The sequence below is a fragment of the Thermosulfuriphilus sp. genome (genome assembly GCF_054026695.1).
Genome location: NZ_JBPMLP010000020.1, coordinates 1 through 14675, shown reverse-complemented (window position 1 = coordinate 14675; position 14675 = coordinate 1). Strand labels below are relative to the sequence as shown.

Below are 14675 nucleotides of genomic sequence, written 5' to 3'. Positions count from 1 at the left end.
CGGGCATCAAGAAAGGAGACCCTATGGGAGTTGATCTCCAGTATGACCGGAAAATCACTTTTCCCCTTGATGACCAGGGCCCCAAACCCGGCCATTCTAAGGCTTATAGCACTCCGGCCCCCGGCATGGGTCTCGCCGAGGTTGCCAGTGTGGGGAGATTTGAAGAAAGCCGCTGTCTTTGAGGCCATGGGGAAGTGACCACAAAGAGGACCAATGGCCATGATTACCGGGGCCTCGGCAGATAAGGGATCGACCCCCTCAGGACACTCTTCTAAGAGAAGTTGACTGGCAACCCCCGCTCCTCCTAAAAAATTTTCAAAAAGCTCTGGTCTAGACTCTATGGAAAAACTTCGTCGGGAAAGATCAACATAGAGGACCCGCTCTAGGGAATCATGGGGAACCATTGTCTTCCTCCTTAATCAAGGCCAAGACACCATGGGGACAGTATTGGGCACAGGTCCCACAATGGACACAAAAAACCGGCTTGTTGCGTTCTTCGTCCCAAAAGATAGCACCCGGTAGGCAGGCTTGACGGCAGTGACCGCACCCCAAACAACGGTTAGCTAGATGGACAACCCCTCCACCACGGCGAGGCTTAAGAGCCTCTGCTGGGCAGACATGAGCACAAGGAGGTTCTGGACAGGCTCTACAGACGGTGACCGTAAGGCCTCGACTCAATCCCCCTCGGGAGTGAGGAAGAATGGCTGCTCTCCCATAGCCTCCTAGTGAAAATCTTCTTTGACAGGCAAACATGCATAATTGGCACCCGACGCACCTTTCTGTATCTAATACGTGAAGGTGGGCCATCTCAGCTCCTTATTATCTGGAAGGGTATTCTAGATATTAGTAAAAAGTATCTTTTTCCGTCCATTAAAATCTTTTAGTTTGTTCTGCCTAAGGGACTAGGCTATTTAAAATTTAAGAATGTAACTAGGTCTTAGGGCCGTTAAGATTTCCCTTTTAGGAAGATATTTTAGGCTGTTATGTTTGATTTTCTTAATATTCGCTCTTTGGTGGGCTTATTTATCCTTTTTCTCGTCTTGGCTCTGGCTTTTCAAGGAAGCCGCGGGCTTTTTGATTGTGATGAGACCCGTTATGCTGAAGTAGCCAGAGAAATGCTTATCTCCGGCCAGTTCCTCATCCCCCAAAGGGATTTCCTCCCCCACCTGACCAAGCCCCCCTGACCTATTGGGCCCTGGCTGGAAGTATAAAAATCTTTGGCCAAAACGAATGGGCCGTCCGTTTTCCCAATGCCCTAGCCTTCGCTCTGACAGCTCTTTTAGTTAGCCAAATCGGAGCCTCTTTCTGGGGAAGGAAGGGGCTTTGGGCCGGGATCATCTACGCTACCAGCCTCTTTCCTTTTGCGGCGGCCAACGTGGTCACTACGGATACGCTTTTGGTCCTCTGGGAGACAGCGGCGGTCTGGGCCTTCGTCAAGGGCCATAAGGCTCAAAGAGTTAAGGCCCGACTGTGGTTTAATGCTATGTGGCTTTTTTGGCCTTGGCCTTCCTCACCAAAGGCCCAGCCATCTTTCCCGTGGCCGCGGGTTTAGTGGTCTTCCGGTGGCTTCAAAGGAGAAAATTCCCGCTTCATCCCTCGCTTCCCGAAGGGATGGTCCTCTTCTTGTTACTTGGGCTAAGTTGGTATTTTCTAGTAGTAATAAAGATTTCGGGCTCCTTCTCCCTCCTTCTCCAGGAGCAGGTGATCGGCCGCCTTTTTAGCCCAGTATATCACCGAAATTCTTCTTGGTACGCCCCTTTTTACCTTTATTTACCGATCCTGACCTTAGGGGGGCTTCCTTGGGCCCTGATCTGGGTAAAGGCCTTTAAAGAATTAGGACCTGGGGGGCTGAGAAAGGTCCTGTCTGGAAGGCACTTCTCTTTGTTAGGATTGTGGTTCCTAGTGCCTTTGGTGGTTTTCTCTCTGGCCAAATCCAGACTTCCCCTTTACATACTTCCCCTCTTTGCCCCTCTATCCCTCATGACTTGTGGTCTCTTTCTGAAAATGGGGTATTTTCGAGGCCCCCTGAGGATTTCTCCTCGTTTGGCTGTTTGGTTATTCGTCCTCCTGGCTCTTAAGTTTACTGCCGCCAAGATTCCTTTCCCTCAGGATGCCTGGGTCTATTCTCAGGCTCTTGGTCCGTATCTAAAATCCTCTTCCTGTCATCTAGCCTTGGAAGGGATTTATCTTGATGGTCTTTCTTTCTATACCGGCATAAATTTTGATTATCTTCCTGATTCTATAGCCACCAAGACAGCCCAAACGGAGGTCTCCTGGAGGCAGAAAATAAAAGAAATTCGAACACAGGGACGATGTTTGCTGGTTGTTCGAGGTGGCTCTTGGTTTTCAGTGATCCCCTGGCTTAGGCGTCAGGGATTAAAGGTTCATGAATTTATCCGCTGTGAAAAAATCAGGCTTTATGAGTTACTTCCTTAAGTAAGGCCGCCCCATCAAAAATATAACCCTTACCCGAAGACTTTATATCTTTTTTCAAGTGTTGTTCAGGTATTTATAGAAAATTCCTATTTGATCAATAGAGAAAGGTAATCTAGGTTGTTCAGGGGCCGGGTGAGAGGGCTGGTGCCCTCCCAGGGCTGCAAACCCTGTGGGGTCCCTTTGCTACCTGGGACTTGGTTGGTTCGATTCCAACCCCGGCCTTTTGTTTAAGGTTAATTGGGATTTGACGAAAAGGGCCTAGAGTTAAGACTTGGAGCCGGCGAGGGGATTTGAACCCCTGACCTGCGGATTACGAATCCGCTGCTCTGCCGCTGAGCTACGCCGGCCCTGTTGGCTAGACTGGTTTGACCTTCTTTTTGGGGCGTTTGGCCTCTTCTCTTAAACGAAGGGGGCCTTCATTATAGAGGGCCTTTTTGAGCCACAAAAAGCCAAATTTAAGGAGCTCAAGTTCGTCGTTTTTGATCTTCTCCTGGGTCTTTTGGTCCACTTCATAAATCTCCAGGAATCGGCTCCCAAAGACAAAATCGCGAAAGCGGTCCACATTAGTAGAGACCATGAAGAACATCTCTAGCGTTTGGGGATGGACCTTCATCGGACCTAAGGATTCCTTTTTCATGATGATTTCTATCCAGCCCTGGTTGAACTCATCATACTCTATTGCTCCCTGATTTTTACGCCACTCGGCAATGGTCCATTCTTTGCCCCGGCCCATCCCCTGGCAGAAACCTTCCTTGACAAAATAATAGAATTCCTCGTTTTTCTTTTTGTCTGTGTTTCGAAACATGCCCATGCCAATAGGATAATAACGACAAGAGACCGGGCGGTCAGGATAAACCGAACAACCTCCATCGACTAGAAAAGGGCAAAGTTTCTGCTCTCCCTCCATTTTAAGCCTAGCTACCGGAAGGCCAGACCGGGGAAGGATAAAAGGTTCCGTATATTTTAGGAGGAATTCGTCACAGGAGAGCTTTAGGTTGTTCTTAAGTCTGATTATGTCATAAGGGGTAAGGCAGATAAAAAGGTCCGAGCAGCATTCCGTAAAGCAGGGAACCCCTTTATCACAGACAAAGCGGAAACGTGTTTTTTCTGTCAGTTGAACCGGGACAATGACTTTGTCTCGGGCGGTGAGTTTATGTTCAAATTTGCCCATGGCTGCCTCCAAGAATTTTGTTCATTTAAAGACTCCCTAAGGCCTTTGTCAATCTTGCCAGGTCTTCTTGGCGATTGATATTCAGAAAACTCAGCCCTTGGGAATCATATCTCTGCCAGTCCTTTTGGGGAACAAATTGAACAGAGATTTGTTCCACAAGTCCTTTCAGAGAGCGACCTCCTTTTAAAAAATACTCCCTTGCTTGGGGGTAAATTCCCTTCGAATAAAGGGCCAGCAGAGGTTGAGGCCGTCCGTCATAGATAGGGACAATGGCCCCTTGAGATGTGTTCTTGGCTAAGGTGATTAGGTAATTCAAAAGAGGAGGCTGGATAGCTGGCATATCACAGGCGACCAAGAGGACCCATCTAGAGGGGAGAGCTTCAAGGGCCGAGAGAAGACCAACCAGAGGGGTTTGCTCTGGGTAGAGATCAGTGATGATTTTTCGTCCGCTATCACTATAATAGTGAGCCTGATTTTTTTTAGATATTATATAAATAGATAGCTTAACTTCTTCTAGGGCTTGACAAATCCGCTCTAGAAAAGAGGCTCCTTGCCATTGGAAAAGGGCTTTATTTTCACCGAAACGGCGACTTTGTCCTCCCACAAGAACAGCCCCGGAGACAAAAAAATCTTGACTTCTCTCAGGGGTAGTGCGAAAAGAAGAGCCAAACCTGCCGTTATGATATGAGAATTTATTCACTTGGGTATCTACTATATTAGCTATTTAACGTTTAAACAAGGAGACCACCTTTTTCCGCTTGACACAAGAGGCATTGTTCCCTATAAATACCCCTGGCCAATGAGTGAAGATTCATTTATTTAACCTATAAATTTCTTTTAGAAAGGAGAGGGTCATGGCTTTAGTTAATCCCCATGGTTCAAGGAAAAAATTAACCCCGCGCCTGCTCCATGGAACAGAGAGGGAGGAGGAGATAAAGCGGGCCCAGAATCTTCCCCGAATCGAAATTGGCTCTCGGGAAAAGGGCGATCTTTTGATGATTGGTATGGGGGCTTTTACGCCCCTTATTGGCTTTATGGGTAAGGATGATTGGGAAGGCGTTATTTATGAGATGAAGTTGCGCAAGGCAGACCCTGGGACTATGTGGCCAATTCCTATCTGCTGCTCGATTGATGCAGAGCAGGTTAAAAATATTAAAGAAGGTTCTGATGTTGCCCTTTGGGACAAAGAGACAGGTACTCTCATGGCCACCATGACTGTAGAGGAGGTTTATCAGCTCGATGAGAAGGCCAAGCGGGAGGAATGTATCCATGTCTACAAGACTGACGACATGGAGCATCCCGGGGTGGCCATGGTTATGAATCAGGGTGAATACAATATTGCTGGTCCGGTTAAGGTTCTGACCGAGCTCGACTATCCTGAAAAGTATGGCGACTATTATCTCCATCCTGCTCAGGCTCGGGCCATCTTTGAGGAGAAGGGTTGGAGTACGGTGGCTGCCTTCCAGACCAGAAACCCTATTCACCGCTCTCATGAATATCTGACCAAGGTGGCTCAGGAGGTCTCTGATGGTGTTTTTATTCATGCCCTGGTTGGCAAGCTGAAGCCCGGAGACATTCCGGCTGACATTCGTATGAAGTGTTATGAGGTCCTTATTGATAACTATTACAATAAGGATCGGACGGTACTTGGGGTTTATCCTTTGGATATGCGTTATGCTGGCCCCAAGGAGGCCCTTCTGCATGCCATCTTTCGTCAGAACTTTGGTTGTAGTCATCTGATTGTTGGGCGAGACCATGCTGGTGTCGGTGACTATTATGGTGTCTTCGAGGCCCAGGAGATCTTTGATAAGCTTTGGCCTGGAGCCTTGGAGCTTCGCCCCCTTAAGATGGACTGGACGTTCTATTGCTATAAGTGTGAGGGCATGGCCTCCTTGAAGACCTGTCCGCACGGCAATGAAGATCGTCTGGTTCTTTCTGGTACCAAGCTTCGGCGGATGTTGGCCGAAGGCCAGGTACCTCCTCGTGAGTTTAGCCGTCCCGAGGTGATTGACATCCTGGTTAAATACTATCAGGAGCTGGCTCAGAAGGGAGTCAAGGTAGAGATTAAGAAGGGCGCTTACGAGGATCTACCTGGCAAGAAATAATCAAAGGGGGTGGAATTTTTTAAGGGGGAAGAGAGGGCATCTTTAAACAAAGTCAATCAACCAAAAACTCTTCTAGAAGGAGGTAGAGTATGCCGAGTTATGTCAATCCAGAAAAGTGTGATGGGTGCAAGGGCGGAGAGAAGACGGCCTGTATGTACATCTGCCCTAATGACCTCATGATTCTCGACACCGACGCCATGAAGGCCTACAACCAGGAGCCTGATCAGTGTTGGGAGTGTTATTCTTGTGTTAAGATTTGTCCTCAGGGTGCCATCTCTGTCCGTCACTATTCGGACTTTGCGCCTATGGGCGGTACCTGTCAGCCTATGCGGGGCACTGATTCTATCATGTGGACGATTAAGTTCCGTAATGGTGTTGTTCTTCGCTTCAAGTTTCCTATTCGGACTACCCCAGAAGGTGAGGCCGATCCTACCGTAGGCAAGCCCGATCCTGATCTCGGAGCCATTGGTGATAATCGTCTCTTTACCGAGATCGCCGATGGTGTTACCCCGGCCACCCCTGAGAATCCTGTGGCCATCAAGTTTGCCGGTTAATGACGTCAATCTAAAACAGTTCATAAAGGAGGTAGACTATGGGTAAGATTCATTCTTATAATCCCGGGCTTCCCTGTGCGGAGCCTGAAGTCGTCGAACTTGAGACCGACATTCTTTTGGTCGGTGGTGGCATGGCTGCCTGCGGTGCTGCAGTCGAGGCTGTCCGTTGGGCCAAGTCTGCTGGTTTAAAGATTCTTCTGGTTGATAAGGCGGCTATGGAGCGTTCTGGAGCTGTGGCCATGGGGCTTTCAGCTATCAATACCTATATTGGTGAAAATAAGCCCGATGATTATGTCCGGATGGTTCGTTGCGACCTGATGGGCATTATTCGTGAGGACCTTTCCTTTGATGTTGGTCGTCACGTTGACGATACCGTTCATGCCTTTGAGGATTGGGGGCTTCCTATCTGGAAGAAGACCGACGATGGAGAGACCCTTGATGGTGCCGAGGCCAAGGCCCGGGGTCTTACCCTTCGTGGTGGGGCTAAGCCGGTTCGTTCTGGTCGTTGGCAGATCATGATCAACGGTGAGTCTTATAAGTGCATCGTGGCTGAGGCCGCTAAGAACGCTCTTGGTATGGAGAACATTATCGAGCGTTGCTTTATCGTCCGGCCTCTCATGGACGCCAATGAGCCCAATCGTTGTTGCGGTGGGGTTGGTTTTAGTGTCCGTGAGAACAAGGTCTACATTATTAAGGCTAATGCCACCTTGGTAGTTACTGGTGGAGCGGTTAATATCTTCCGTCCTCGTTCTGTGGGTGAGGGTATGGGTCGTGCTTGGTACCCGGTCTGGAATCCTGGCTCTGGTTACGCCATGACCTTGATTGCCGGTGGTAAGTTGGTTCTCATGGAGAACCGCTTTGTCCCTGCCCGTTTTAAGGATGGTTATGGTCCTGTTGGTGCTTGGTTCTTGCTCTTTAAGGCCAAGGCCAGCAATGCCTACGGTGAGGACTATATCGCTAAGCACAAGGATGAGCTTGATAAGTTTAAGCCCTACAGTGAGGCCTCTGTTATTGGTACCTGTCTGCGTAACCATGCCATGCTTATCGAGATGAAGGAAGGCCGTGGTCCTATCTACATGCATACTGAAGTTGCTCTCCAGGAAGCGGCCAAAACTATGGATAAGAAGCGCTTCAAGCACCTCATTGCTGAGGCCTGGGAAGACTTCCTCGACATGTGCGTGACCCAGGCTGGTCTGTGGGCCTGCTTGAATATTGAGCCGGAAAAGGTTCCCTCCGAGATTATGCCCACTGAGCCTTACTTCCTAGGCTCTCACGCTGGTTGTGCCGGTGCCTGGGCCTGCGGTCCGGATGAAGATTGGGTGCCTGCCGAGTACAAAGAGCCCTGGAAGGAGATTGGACTCTACAACCGTATGACCACTGTTAAGGGTCTCTTTGTGGCTGGTGATACTTGTGGTGCCTGTGGGCACAAGTTCTCCTCTGGCTCCCATGTTGAGGGCCGCATTGCCGCCAAGGCCATGATCAAGTTCTGCCTGGACAACAAGGACTTCAAACCCACCCCGAAGGAGAATGCCGAGGAGCTCAAGAAGGAGATCTATGCCCCTTGGTATCGCTTTGAGGAGTTTAAGGGGGCGACTACAGCCTACGAGATTAACCCCAACTACATTCTGCCCAAACAGTGTCAGTTCCGCCTCCAGAAGATCATGGACGAATATGTGGCCGGTGTTGCTACTTACTACCAGACCAACAAGATCATGCTGGAGCGGGGTCTTGAGCTTCTGGTGATGCTCCGTGAGGATGCGGCCAAGATGGCGGCCCGCGATCTCCACGAGCTCATGAGGGCCTGGGAGAACTACCACCGTATCCTTACGGCCGAGGCCCATCTCCGTCATATCCTCTTCCGGGAGGAAAGCCGTTATCCTGGTTACTATTACCGGGCTGACTTCCTGAACATTGACGATGCTAACTGGCGTTGCTTTACCCTCTCAAGCTTCAATGCAGAGACCGGTGAGTGGACTTTGGAGAAGTTCCCGTATGTCCAGATTATCCCTGATCCGCTTGGACCGTAACCCGATGGGATAGACGAGTAATAAAAGCTCCAGGCACCCAGTGGTGCCTGGAGCTTTTTAATACGGTCTTTTGAAGCGGAGGTTAATCCTAGCCTCCGGCTCAAAGGATCGAAAAACTTTAAAGTGGAGGAAGATATGGCGGAAGGAAAGATACTGGTCATCGGCGGGGGTATAAGTGGCATTACGGCCGCCGTTGAGGCTGCAGAGGTGGGCTATGATGTAGTCCTCGTAGAAAAAGCCCCTTATCTCGGCGGCCGGGTGGCCCAACTGAATTATTATTTCCCCAAGCTCTGTCCACCGACTTGCGGTCTGGAGATCAACTTCCGGCGGATCAAGGAGAACCCTCGAATCAGTTTTTACACTATGGCCGAGGTCAAAAGTATCTCGGGGGGGGGCGGAAACTATAACGTCTCCCTGAGCATTGCCCCTCGTATGGTCAACGATAACTGTACTGCCTGTGGGGCCTGTGTGGAGGCCTGTCCAGTAGAGAGGGAGAGCGACTTTGACTTTGGTCTGGGAAAGACCAAGGCCATCTATCTTCCTTATCCGATGGCTTTTCCCCTTTATTATGTAATAGATAAGGCTGCCTGTAAGGGGAAAGACTGTGGTAAGTGTATTGAGGCCTGTAATTATCAGGCCATTGATCTTGATATGGGACCCCAAAGTGTTGATTTGACTGTCGATTCCATCATTGTAGCCACTGGCTGGAAGCCTTACGATGCCACCAAGATGGATAATCTCGGCTACGGGCGCTTTGCTAATGTGATCATTAATATGCAGATGGAGCGGATGGCTTCTCCTAATGGGCCAACCGGAGGCAAAATTCTTCGGCCTTCAGACAATCAGCCCCCTAAAAAGGTGGCCTTTGTTCAGTGTGCAGGTAGCCGGGATGAAAATCACCTTCCATACTGTTCATATATCTGTTGTCTAGCTTCCCTTAAGCAATCTATCTATCTTCGGGAACAATACGAAGATTCAGAGGCCTATATCTTCTATATTGATCTCCGGACACCAGGCAGATACGAAAAGTTTCTTAATCGTGTCCAGGCCGATGAGAAAGTCCACTTTATCAAGGGTAAGGTGGCCAAGATCGAAGAGGATCCTCAGACCAAAGATTTAATAGTTACGGCGGAGGATACGGCCACCGGCAAGAAGCATCAGGAAACGGTTAATATGGTTGTCTTGGCGGTGGGCATGCAGCCCAGCATAGAGGGGGTTGGCCTTCCGGGCGATGTCCCGGTTGATCAGTATGGTTTTGTTCTTCCTGATGAAGGCAAGGGTATATACGCCTGTGGCTGTGCAAGGATGCCCCTTGATGTAATGAGCTCTAACGAACAGGCCACTGGCGCTGCCTTGAAGGCCATTCAAACCATTGTAAGGAGGTAACAATGGAAAAGATCGGTGTCTATATCTGTTCCAGTTGCGATATAGGAGAAAGACTTAACCTGGATGACTTGGCCCAGGTGGCCAATCAATATAATCCGGCTGTTTGTAAGACCTTGCCTTTTCTCTGTGGCCAGGAGGCCGTAGAGACTATTAAGGGTGATATTTCTTCAGAAGGTCTTGATTCGGTGGTCATCTGTGCTTGTTCTCCGCGGGTAAACTATGACGTCTTTGATTTTGGGGCTGTTCCTGTTGAGCGGGTAAATCTTCGGGAAGGGGTGGTCTGGAGTCGTCCGGCACCTGCTGAGGGGGAATGGGACAATGAATATGTAAGCTTTGAAGACGAGCTGATGAATCTGGCAAAAGACTATGTCCGTATGGGCGTAGTCAAGATGCAGAAATACGCTCCCCCCGAGCCCTATAAACCAGAGGAGGAGATCTCGGAGACTATAATGGTTATGGGGGGAGGTGTCACCGGGCTTACAGCAGCCCTTGAGGCAGCCAAGGCCGGCAAAGAGGTCGTGTTGGTGGAGAAGAATTCCGACCTTGGTGGCTATGTGGCCAAGATGAAAAAAATGCTTCAGCCCAATCCTCCCTTTACTGAGCTAGAAGAGCCTATCACCAATAAATTGATTTCTGAAGTAAACTCCAATCCTAACATCAAGGTCTATACCGGGACTACGGTAACTAAGATTTCCGGAGCTCCCGGGCTCTATAGTGTTGAACTCTCCAATGGACAGACGGAAAGGATTGGCACCATTGTGGTGGCCACTGGTTGGAAGCCGTATGATGCCTCTAAGCTTGAGGAACCTTATGGCTTCGGCAAATATGCCAATGTGATTACTAATTTCATGTACGAGGAGATGGCTGCCAAAGGTGAGATTAAGCGGCCTTCAGATGGTAAGCCAGCCAAAAGTGTGGTCTTTATCCAGTGTGCTGGTCAACGTGACGAAAATCATCTTCCCTACTGTTCTAGTTTTTGCTGTCTAGCCTCTCTTAAACACGCCCGTTATCTGAGAGAGCAGGATTCTGATGCTCGGGCTTACATTATCTATAAAGACATGCGGACCATGGGCATCTATGAAAATTTTTACAAGAGCCTTCAGGATGATCCGGGCGTCTTTCTTACCAAGGGTGAGATCGGCTCCATTTCTGAGGCCGGCGATGGCGGGCTGACTGTGGAGGTTAAAAACACCCTTATTGGTGAGGACCTCACTATTGAAGCCGATCTAGTAGTCTTGGCTACGGGTATTGAGCCCACAACTAAAGATGATCCTATCATCCCCCTTGAGTACCGGCAGGGGCCGGGCTTCCCAGAGATCGAACTCTTTTATGGTTATGCAGACTCCAATTATATCTGCTTTCCCTACGAGACCAGACGGACCGGGATCTATACCGCTGGTTGTGTCCATCAACCGATGACCGCTGGAATGGCCATGGACGATGCGGCCGGGGCTGTTCTTAAAGCTATCCAGTGTCTTGAGGCCATCAAGGTTGGACGCGCCGTGCATCCTCGGACCTGGGATTATGCTTATCCTGAATTCTACTTCAAACGGTGTACCCAGTGTAAGCGTTGCACTGAGGAGTGTCCCTTTGGGGCCCTTGACGATGACGAGGCTGGGACTCCCAAGCCTAACCCTACCCGTTGTCGTCGATGTGGCACCTGTTTTGGGGCCTGTCCGGAGCGGATTATCAGCTTTAAGGATTTCAGCATAGATATGGTTGGCTCTATGATTAAGGCCTGGGAGATGCCGGAGCCGGAGTATGGTCAGTTCCGGATTTTGGCCTTTGTTTGTGAAAATGATGCTCTTCCGGCCCTGGATATGGCGGCTATGTACAAACAGAACATCCCTGTGGAGATTCGCTTTATCCCGGTGCGTTGTCTGGGATCGGTCAATGTGGCCTGGATTAAGGATGCCCTTTCTACGGGCACCGATGGTGTTATCCTGATCGGTTGCCGTTACGGAGAGAACTATCAGTGTCACTTTATCAAGGGCTCTGAACTCGCTAACCGCCGGATGGAAAACGTGGGTGAGACCTTGCAACAGCTAGCCCTTGAGTCCGAGCGGGTTCAGCTTGTCCAGGTAGCAATTGACGAGTACTTCAAGATCCCCAAGATCCTGCAGGACTTTGTGGCGACCATCAAGGAACTCGGAGAAAACCCATTCAAAGGTTTCTAGGTCTAGGAGGGCTTGTATATGGCACGACGTGTTCAACCAGATCTGGATTTTATCAAGGGGATTCAAAAGGCCGGGGGGACCACCCTGAAGAAGTGTTATCAGTGTGCTACTTGTGCGGTGGTCTGTCCCCTCTCTCCAGACGAGGGTCCTTTCCCTCGAAAGGAGATGATCTGGGCCCAATGGGGTCTTAAGGACAAGTTGGCCACAGACCCAGCGGTCTGGCTATGTCACCAGTGTGGAGACTGTAGTGCCTACTGTCCTCGAGGGGCTAAACCAGGAGATGTCCTTGGGGCCATCAGGGCCATGACCATCCGGCACTATGCCAGCCCTAAGGCCTTATGGACACTCTTTAATGAGCCGGGCTATCTTCCTTTTCTTTTTGCTGTGGCCTTTGCCATCATTATAGGAGTCATGGTGGCCTATCATGGTGGATTTGAGATCCCAGAAGGACCGGTAAGATTTTCGGAAGGCTTTTGGCATGGATTCATGCCCGTTGTCCTGGTTGATGCCATTTTCCTGCCTTTGGTTGGCTTAGTCGCTCTTCTTTCGGCCAAAGGGGTGGTGAACCTCTGGAAGGATCTCTGCAAGAGCCAGGGGATTTCTCCCAAGCTTAAACCTTCGGCAGGCGAGTTTCTGGATCTTTACGTCTGGCCTACTATTGGAGAGATCCTTCAGCATACTCGTTTCCAGAAGTGTGGGGCAACCAAGGAAAGAGCTACAGGCCATATGATGGTCCTTTGGGCCTTTATTATTCTTTTTATTGTTACCAATATAGTCTTCATCGGTGCTGATTTCTTGGGATTTCATACTCCCTGGAAGATCTACAATCCGGTGAAGATATTAGCCAATGTCGGCGCCGTCCTGCTTATCGTCGGAATCTTTATGATTCTGACCATGCGTCGAGAGAAAACGAGCCAGGGAATTCTTCAGTCTTCTTATAATGACTGGCTCCTGATCTGGCTCATTCTGGCGGTGGGGCTTTCCGGACTAGGCGCGGAAGTCTTCCGTTTGATGAACATTAAGTTCCTAGCCTATCCGGTTTATTTGCTCCATCTGGCCTGTGTCTTTGTCCTCTTCCTGTCTCTGCCATTTTCTAAGTTCGCCCATCTCCTTTATCGGACGACAGTAATGGTTTTTGAGCGTTATGCTAACGCCCAAAGGCAGGCGGCGACTTCAGAGGGTCAGTAAATTGAGGCTTGACTAGCCCTAAAAGACCATTATAATGGCCGATGCAAAACAGGCTGAGAACCAAAGACTCAGCCTGTTTTGTTGTGGAGAGGTTCCCGAGTTGGCCAAAGGGGCCGGACTGTAAATCCGGTGGCGAAGCCTTCGGAGGTTCGAATCCTCCCCTCTCCACCATATCTTTTTGGTAATCCTGATTGCTTTGGTTATAATATTTGGAGGGCGGGAATAGCTCAATTGGCTAGAGCATCAGCCTTCCAAGCTGAGGGTTGCGGGTTCGAGTCCCGTTTCCCGCTCCATTTTTTTATTTGGCCCACGTAGCTCAGGCGGCAGAGCACTTCCTTGGTAAGGAAGAGGTCACCGGTTCGAATCCGGTCGTGGGCTCCAGTTTTGGTTTAGCAGGCCTTAGGCCTTATTTCTGATAAGGAGGCCCTTTAATGAGCAAGAAGAAGTTTGAGCGTCGGAAGCCGCATGTGAATGTAGGGACGATAGGTCATATAGATCATGGTAAGACGACGTTGACGGCGGCGATTACGCGTGTTTTATCGACGAAGGGTTATGCGGATTTTGTTCCGTTTGAGAACATAGACAAGGCTCCGGAGGAGCGTGCTCGGGGGATAACGATAGCGACGGCGCATGTTGAGTATGAGACGGATCGTCGTCATTATGCGCATGTAGATTGTCCTGGTCATGCGGATTACATTAAGAACATGATAACTGGTGCGGCGCAGATGGATGGTGCGATATTGGTGGTAGCGGCGGATGATGGTCCGATGCCTCAGACTCGTGAGCATATATTATTGGCTCGTCAGGTTAATGTTCCGGCGGTGGTGGTATTTTTGAACAAGGTTGACATGGTTGATGATGAGGAGTTGATAGAGTTAGTGGAGTTAGAGTTGAGGGAGTTATTGAGCAAGTATGAGTATCCTGGTGATGATGTTCCGATAGTTAAGGGTAGTGCGTTGAAGGCGTTGGAGTGTGGTTGTGGTAGTCGTGATTGTCAGTGGTGTGGTCGTATATGGGAGTTGATGGATGCGGTTGACGAGTTTATTCCTGAGCCTGTTCGTGAGGTTGACAAGCCGTTTTTGATGCCGATAGAGGATGTATTTACGATTAGTGGTCGTGGTACGGTAGTTACTGGTCGTGTGGAGCGTGGGGTGATTAAGGTAGGTGATGAGGTGGAGATAGTTGGTTTACGTCCTACGCAGAAGACGGTAGCGACTGGTTTAGAGATGTTTCGGAAGGTATTGGATGAGGCTTTACCTGGTGACAATGTTGGTGTTTTATTGCGTGGTGTTAAGCGTGAGGAGGTGGAGCGGGGTCAGGTTTTAGCGCAGCCTGGTAGTATAACTCCGCATACTCGTTTTAAGGCTGAGGTTTATGTCTTGACGAAGGATGAGGGTGGTCGTCATACGCCGTTTTTTAATGGTTATCGTCCGCAGTTTTATTTTCGGACTACGGATGTGACAGGAGTGGTGACGTTGCCTGAGGGTGTTGAGATGGTGATGCCTGGTGACAATGTGGAGTTAGAGGTTCAGTTGATCAAGCCTGTGGCGATGGAGGAGGGTTTGCGGTTTGCGATTCGGGAAGGTGGTCGGACGGTAGGAGCTGGTGTGGTCACCAAGGTTATTGAGTAA

The 14675-nt window shown here is 49.6% G+C and carries 14 protein-coding genes and 5 tRNA genes; 14 read left to right on the top strand and 5 right to left on the bottom strand.

Annotated features, from left to right (window positions below; all coding sequences use genetic code 11):
- Both ACXJJX_RS03030 and ACXJJX_RS03025 read right to left on the bottom strand, forming a co-directional pair.
- Positions 1–404, bottom strand: a 404-nt coding sequence (locus ACXJJX_RS03030) for an aldehyde ferredoxin oxidoreductase N-terminal domain-containing protein (protein ID WP_456431906.1), incomplete at its 3' end; no start/stop codon positions are given.
- Entirely contained in the window at positions 391–807 is a 417-nt protein-coding gene (locus ACXJJX_RS03025; protein WP_456431904.1) for a 4Fe-4S binding protein, read from the bottom strand. The genes ACXJJX_RS03025 and ACXJJX_RS03030, both read right to left, overlap by 14 nt.
- A gap of 176 nt (positions 808–983) precedes the next feature.
- On the opposite strand from ACXJJX_RS03025, the gene ACXJJX_RS03020 reads away from it, so the two are divergent.
- From ACXJJX_RS03020 to ACXJJX_RS03005, 4 genes are all read left to right on the top strand, one after another.
- Positions 984–1184 (top strand): ArnT family glycosyltransferase, encoded by a 201-nt coding sequence (locus ACXJJX_RS03020; RefSeq protein ID WP_456431902.1) that lies wholly within the window; start codon positions 984–986, stop codon positions 1182–1184.
- Positions 1181–1552 (top strand): ArnT family glycosyltransferase, encoded by a 372-nt coding sequence (locus tag ACXJJX_RS03015; protein WP_456431908.1) that lies wholly within the window; start codon positions 1181–1183, stop codon positions 1550–1552. The genes ACXJJX_RS03020 and ACXJJX_RS03015 overlap by 4 nt, the downstream gene beginning before the upstream one ends.
- On the top strand, positions 1495–2436 hold the full coding sequence (locus ACXJJX_RS03010; RefSeq protein ID WP_456431900.1) for a hypothetical protein: 942 nt from the start codon (positions 1495–1497) through the stop codon (positions 2434–2436). Before ACXJJX_RS03015 ends, ACXJJX_RS03010 begins: the two co-directional genes overlap by 58 nt.
- A 126-nt stretch (positions 2437–2562) precedes the next feature.
- Positions 2563–2658 (top strand) — tRNA-Cys (locus tag ACXJJX_RS03005).
- Positions 2659–2708: 50 nt separating this feature from the next.
- On the opposite strand, the gene ACXJJX_RS03000 is transcribed toward ACXJJX_RS03005, so the two are convergent.
- The 3 genes from ACXJJX_RS03000 to mobA all read right to left on the bottom strand — a co-directional run bounded on the left by ACXJJX_RS03000 (position 2709) and on the right by mobA (position 4211).
- Positions 2709–2783, bottom strand: a tRNA-Thr gene (locus ACXJJX_RS03000).
- 8 nt (positions 2784–2791) lie between these two features.
- Positions 2792–3607, bottom strand: coding sequence for a YkgJ family cysteine cluster protein (locus ACXJJX_RS02995; RefSeq protein ID WP_456431898.1), 816 nt, complete (start codon positions 3605–3607; stop codon positions 2792–2794).
- 25 nt (positions 3608–3632) lie between these two features.
- Positions 3633–4211 (bottom strand): molybdenum cofactor guanylyltransferase, encoded by a 579-nt coding sequence (mobA, locus tag ACXJJX_RS02990; RefSeq protein WP_456431896.1) that lies wholly within the window; start codon positions 4209–4211, stop codon positions 3633–3635.
- A gap of 250 nt (positions 4212–4461) precedes the next feature.
- Between mobA and sat the strand changes: the two genes are divergently transcribed.
- From sat to tuf, 10 genes are all read left to right on the top strand, one after another.
- Positions 4462–5712, top strand: coding sequence for a sulfate adenylyltransferase (gene sat, locus ACXJJX_RS02985; protein ID WP_456431894.1), 1251 nt, complete (start codon positions 4462–4464; stop codon positions 5710–5712).
- Positions 5713–5801: 89 nt separating this feature from the next.
- Complete coding sequence (gene aprB, locus ACXJJX_RS02980) at positions 5802–6266, top strand: adenylyl-sulfate reductase subunit beta (RefSeq protein WP_456431892.1); 465 nt, start codon at positions 5802–5804, stop codon at positions 6264–6266.
- Positions 6267–6304: 38 nt separating this feature from the next.
- A complete protein-coding gene (gene aprA, locus ACXJJX_RS02975; protein WP_456431890.1) occupies positions 6305–8293 on the top strand; it encodes an adenylyl-sulfate reductase subunit alpha in 1989 nt (662 codons plus the stop codon).
- Between the two features lie 135 nt (positions 8294–8428).
- A complete protein-coding gene (locus ACXJJX_RS02970) occupies positions 8429–9679 on the top strand; it encodes an FAD-dependent oxidoreductase (protein WP_456431888.1) in 1251 nt (416 codons plus the stop codon).
- Between the two features lie 2 nt (positions 9680–9681).
- Positions 9682–11856 (top strand): FAD-dependent oxidoreductase, encoded by a 2175-nt coding sequence (locus tag ACXJJX_RS02965; protein ID WP_456431886.1) that lies wholly within the window; start codon positions 9682–9684, stop codon positions 11854–11856.
- Between the two features lie 18 nt (positions 11857–11874).
- Entirely contained in the window at positions 11875–13044 is a 1170-nt protein-coding gene (gene qmoC, locus ACXJJX_RS02960) for a quinone-interacting membrane-bound oxidoreductase complex subunit QmoC (RefSeq protein ID WP_456431884.1), read from the top strand.
- A gap of 85 nt (positions 13045–13129) precedes the next feature.
- Positions 13130–13215, top strand: a tRNA-Tyr gene (locus ACXJJX_RS02955).
- Between the two features lie 45 nt (positions 13216–13260).
- A tRNA-Gly gene (locus ACXJJX_RS02950) sits at positions 13261–13337 on the top strand.
- Between the two features lie 12 nt (positions 13338–13349).
- Positions 13350–13425: transfer RNA gene (locus ACXJJX_RS02945), tRNA-Thr, on the top strand.
- A gap of 50 nt (positions 13426–13475) precedes the next feature.
- Positions 13476–14675: an elongation factor Tu gene (gene tuf / locus ACXJJX_RS02940; RefSeq protein ID WP_456431882.1), complete on the top strand. Its 1200-nt coding sequence runs from the start codon at positions 13476–13478 to the stop codon at positions 14673–14675.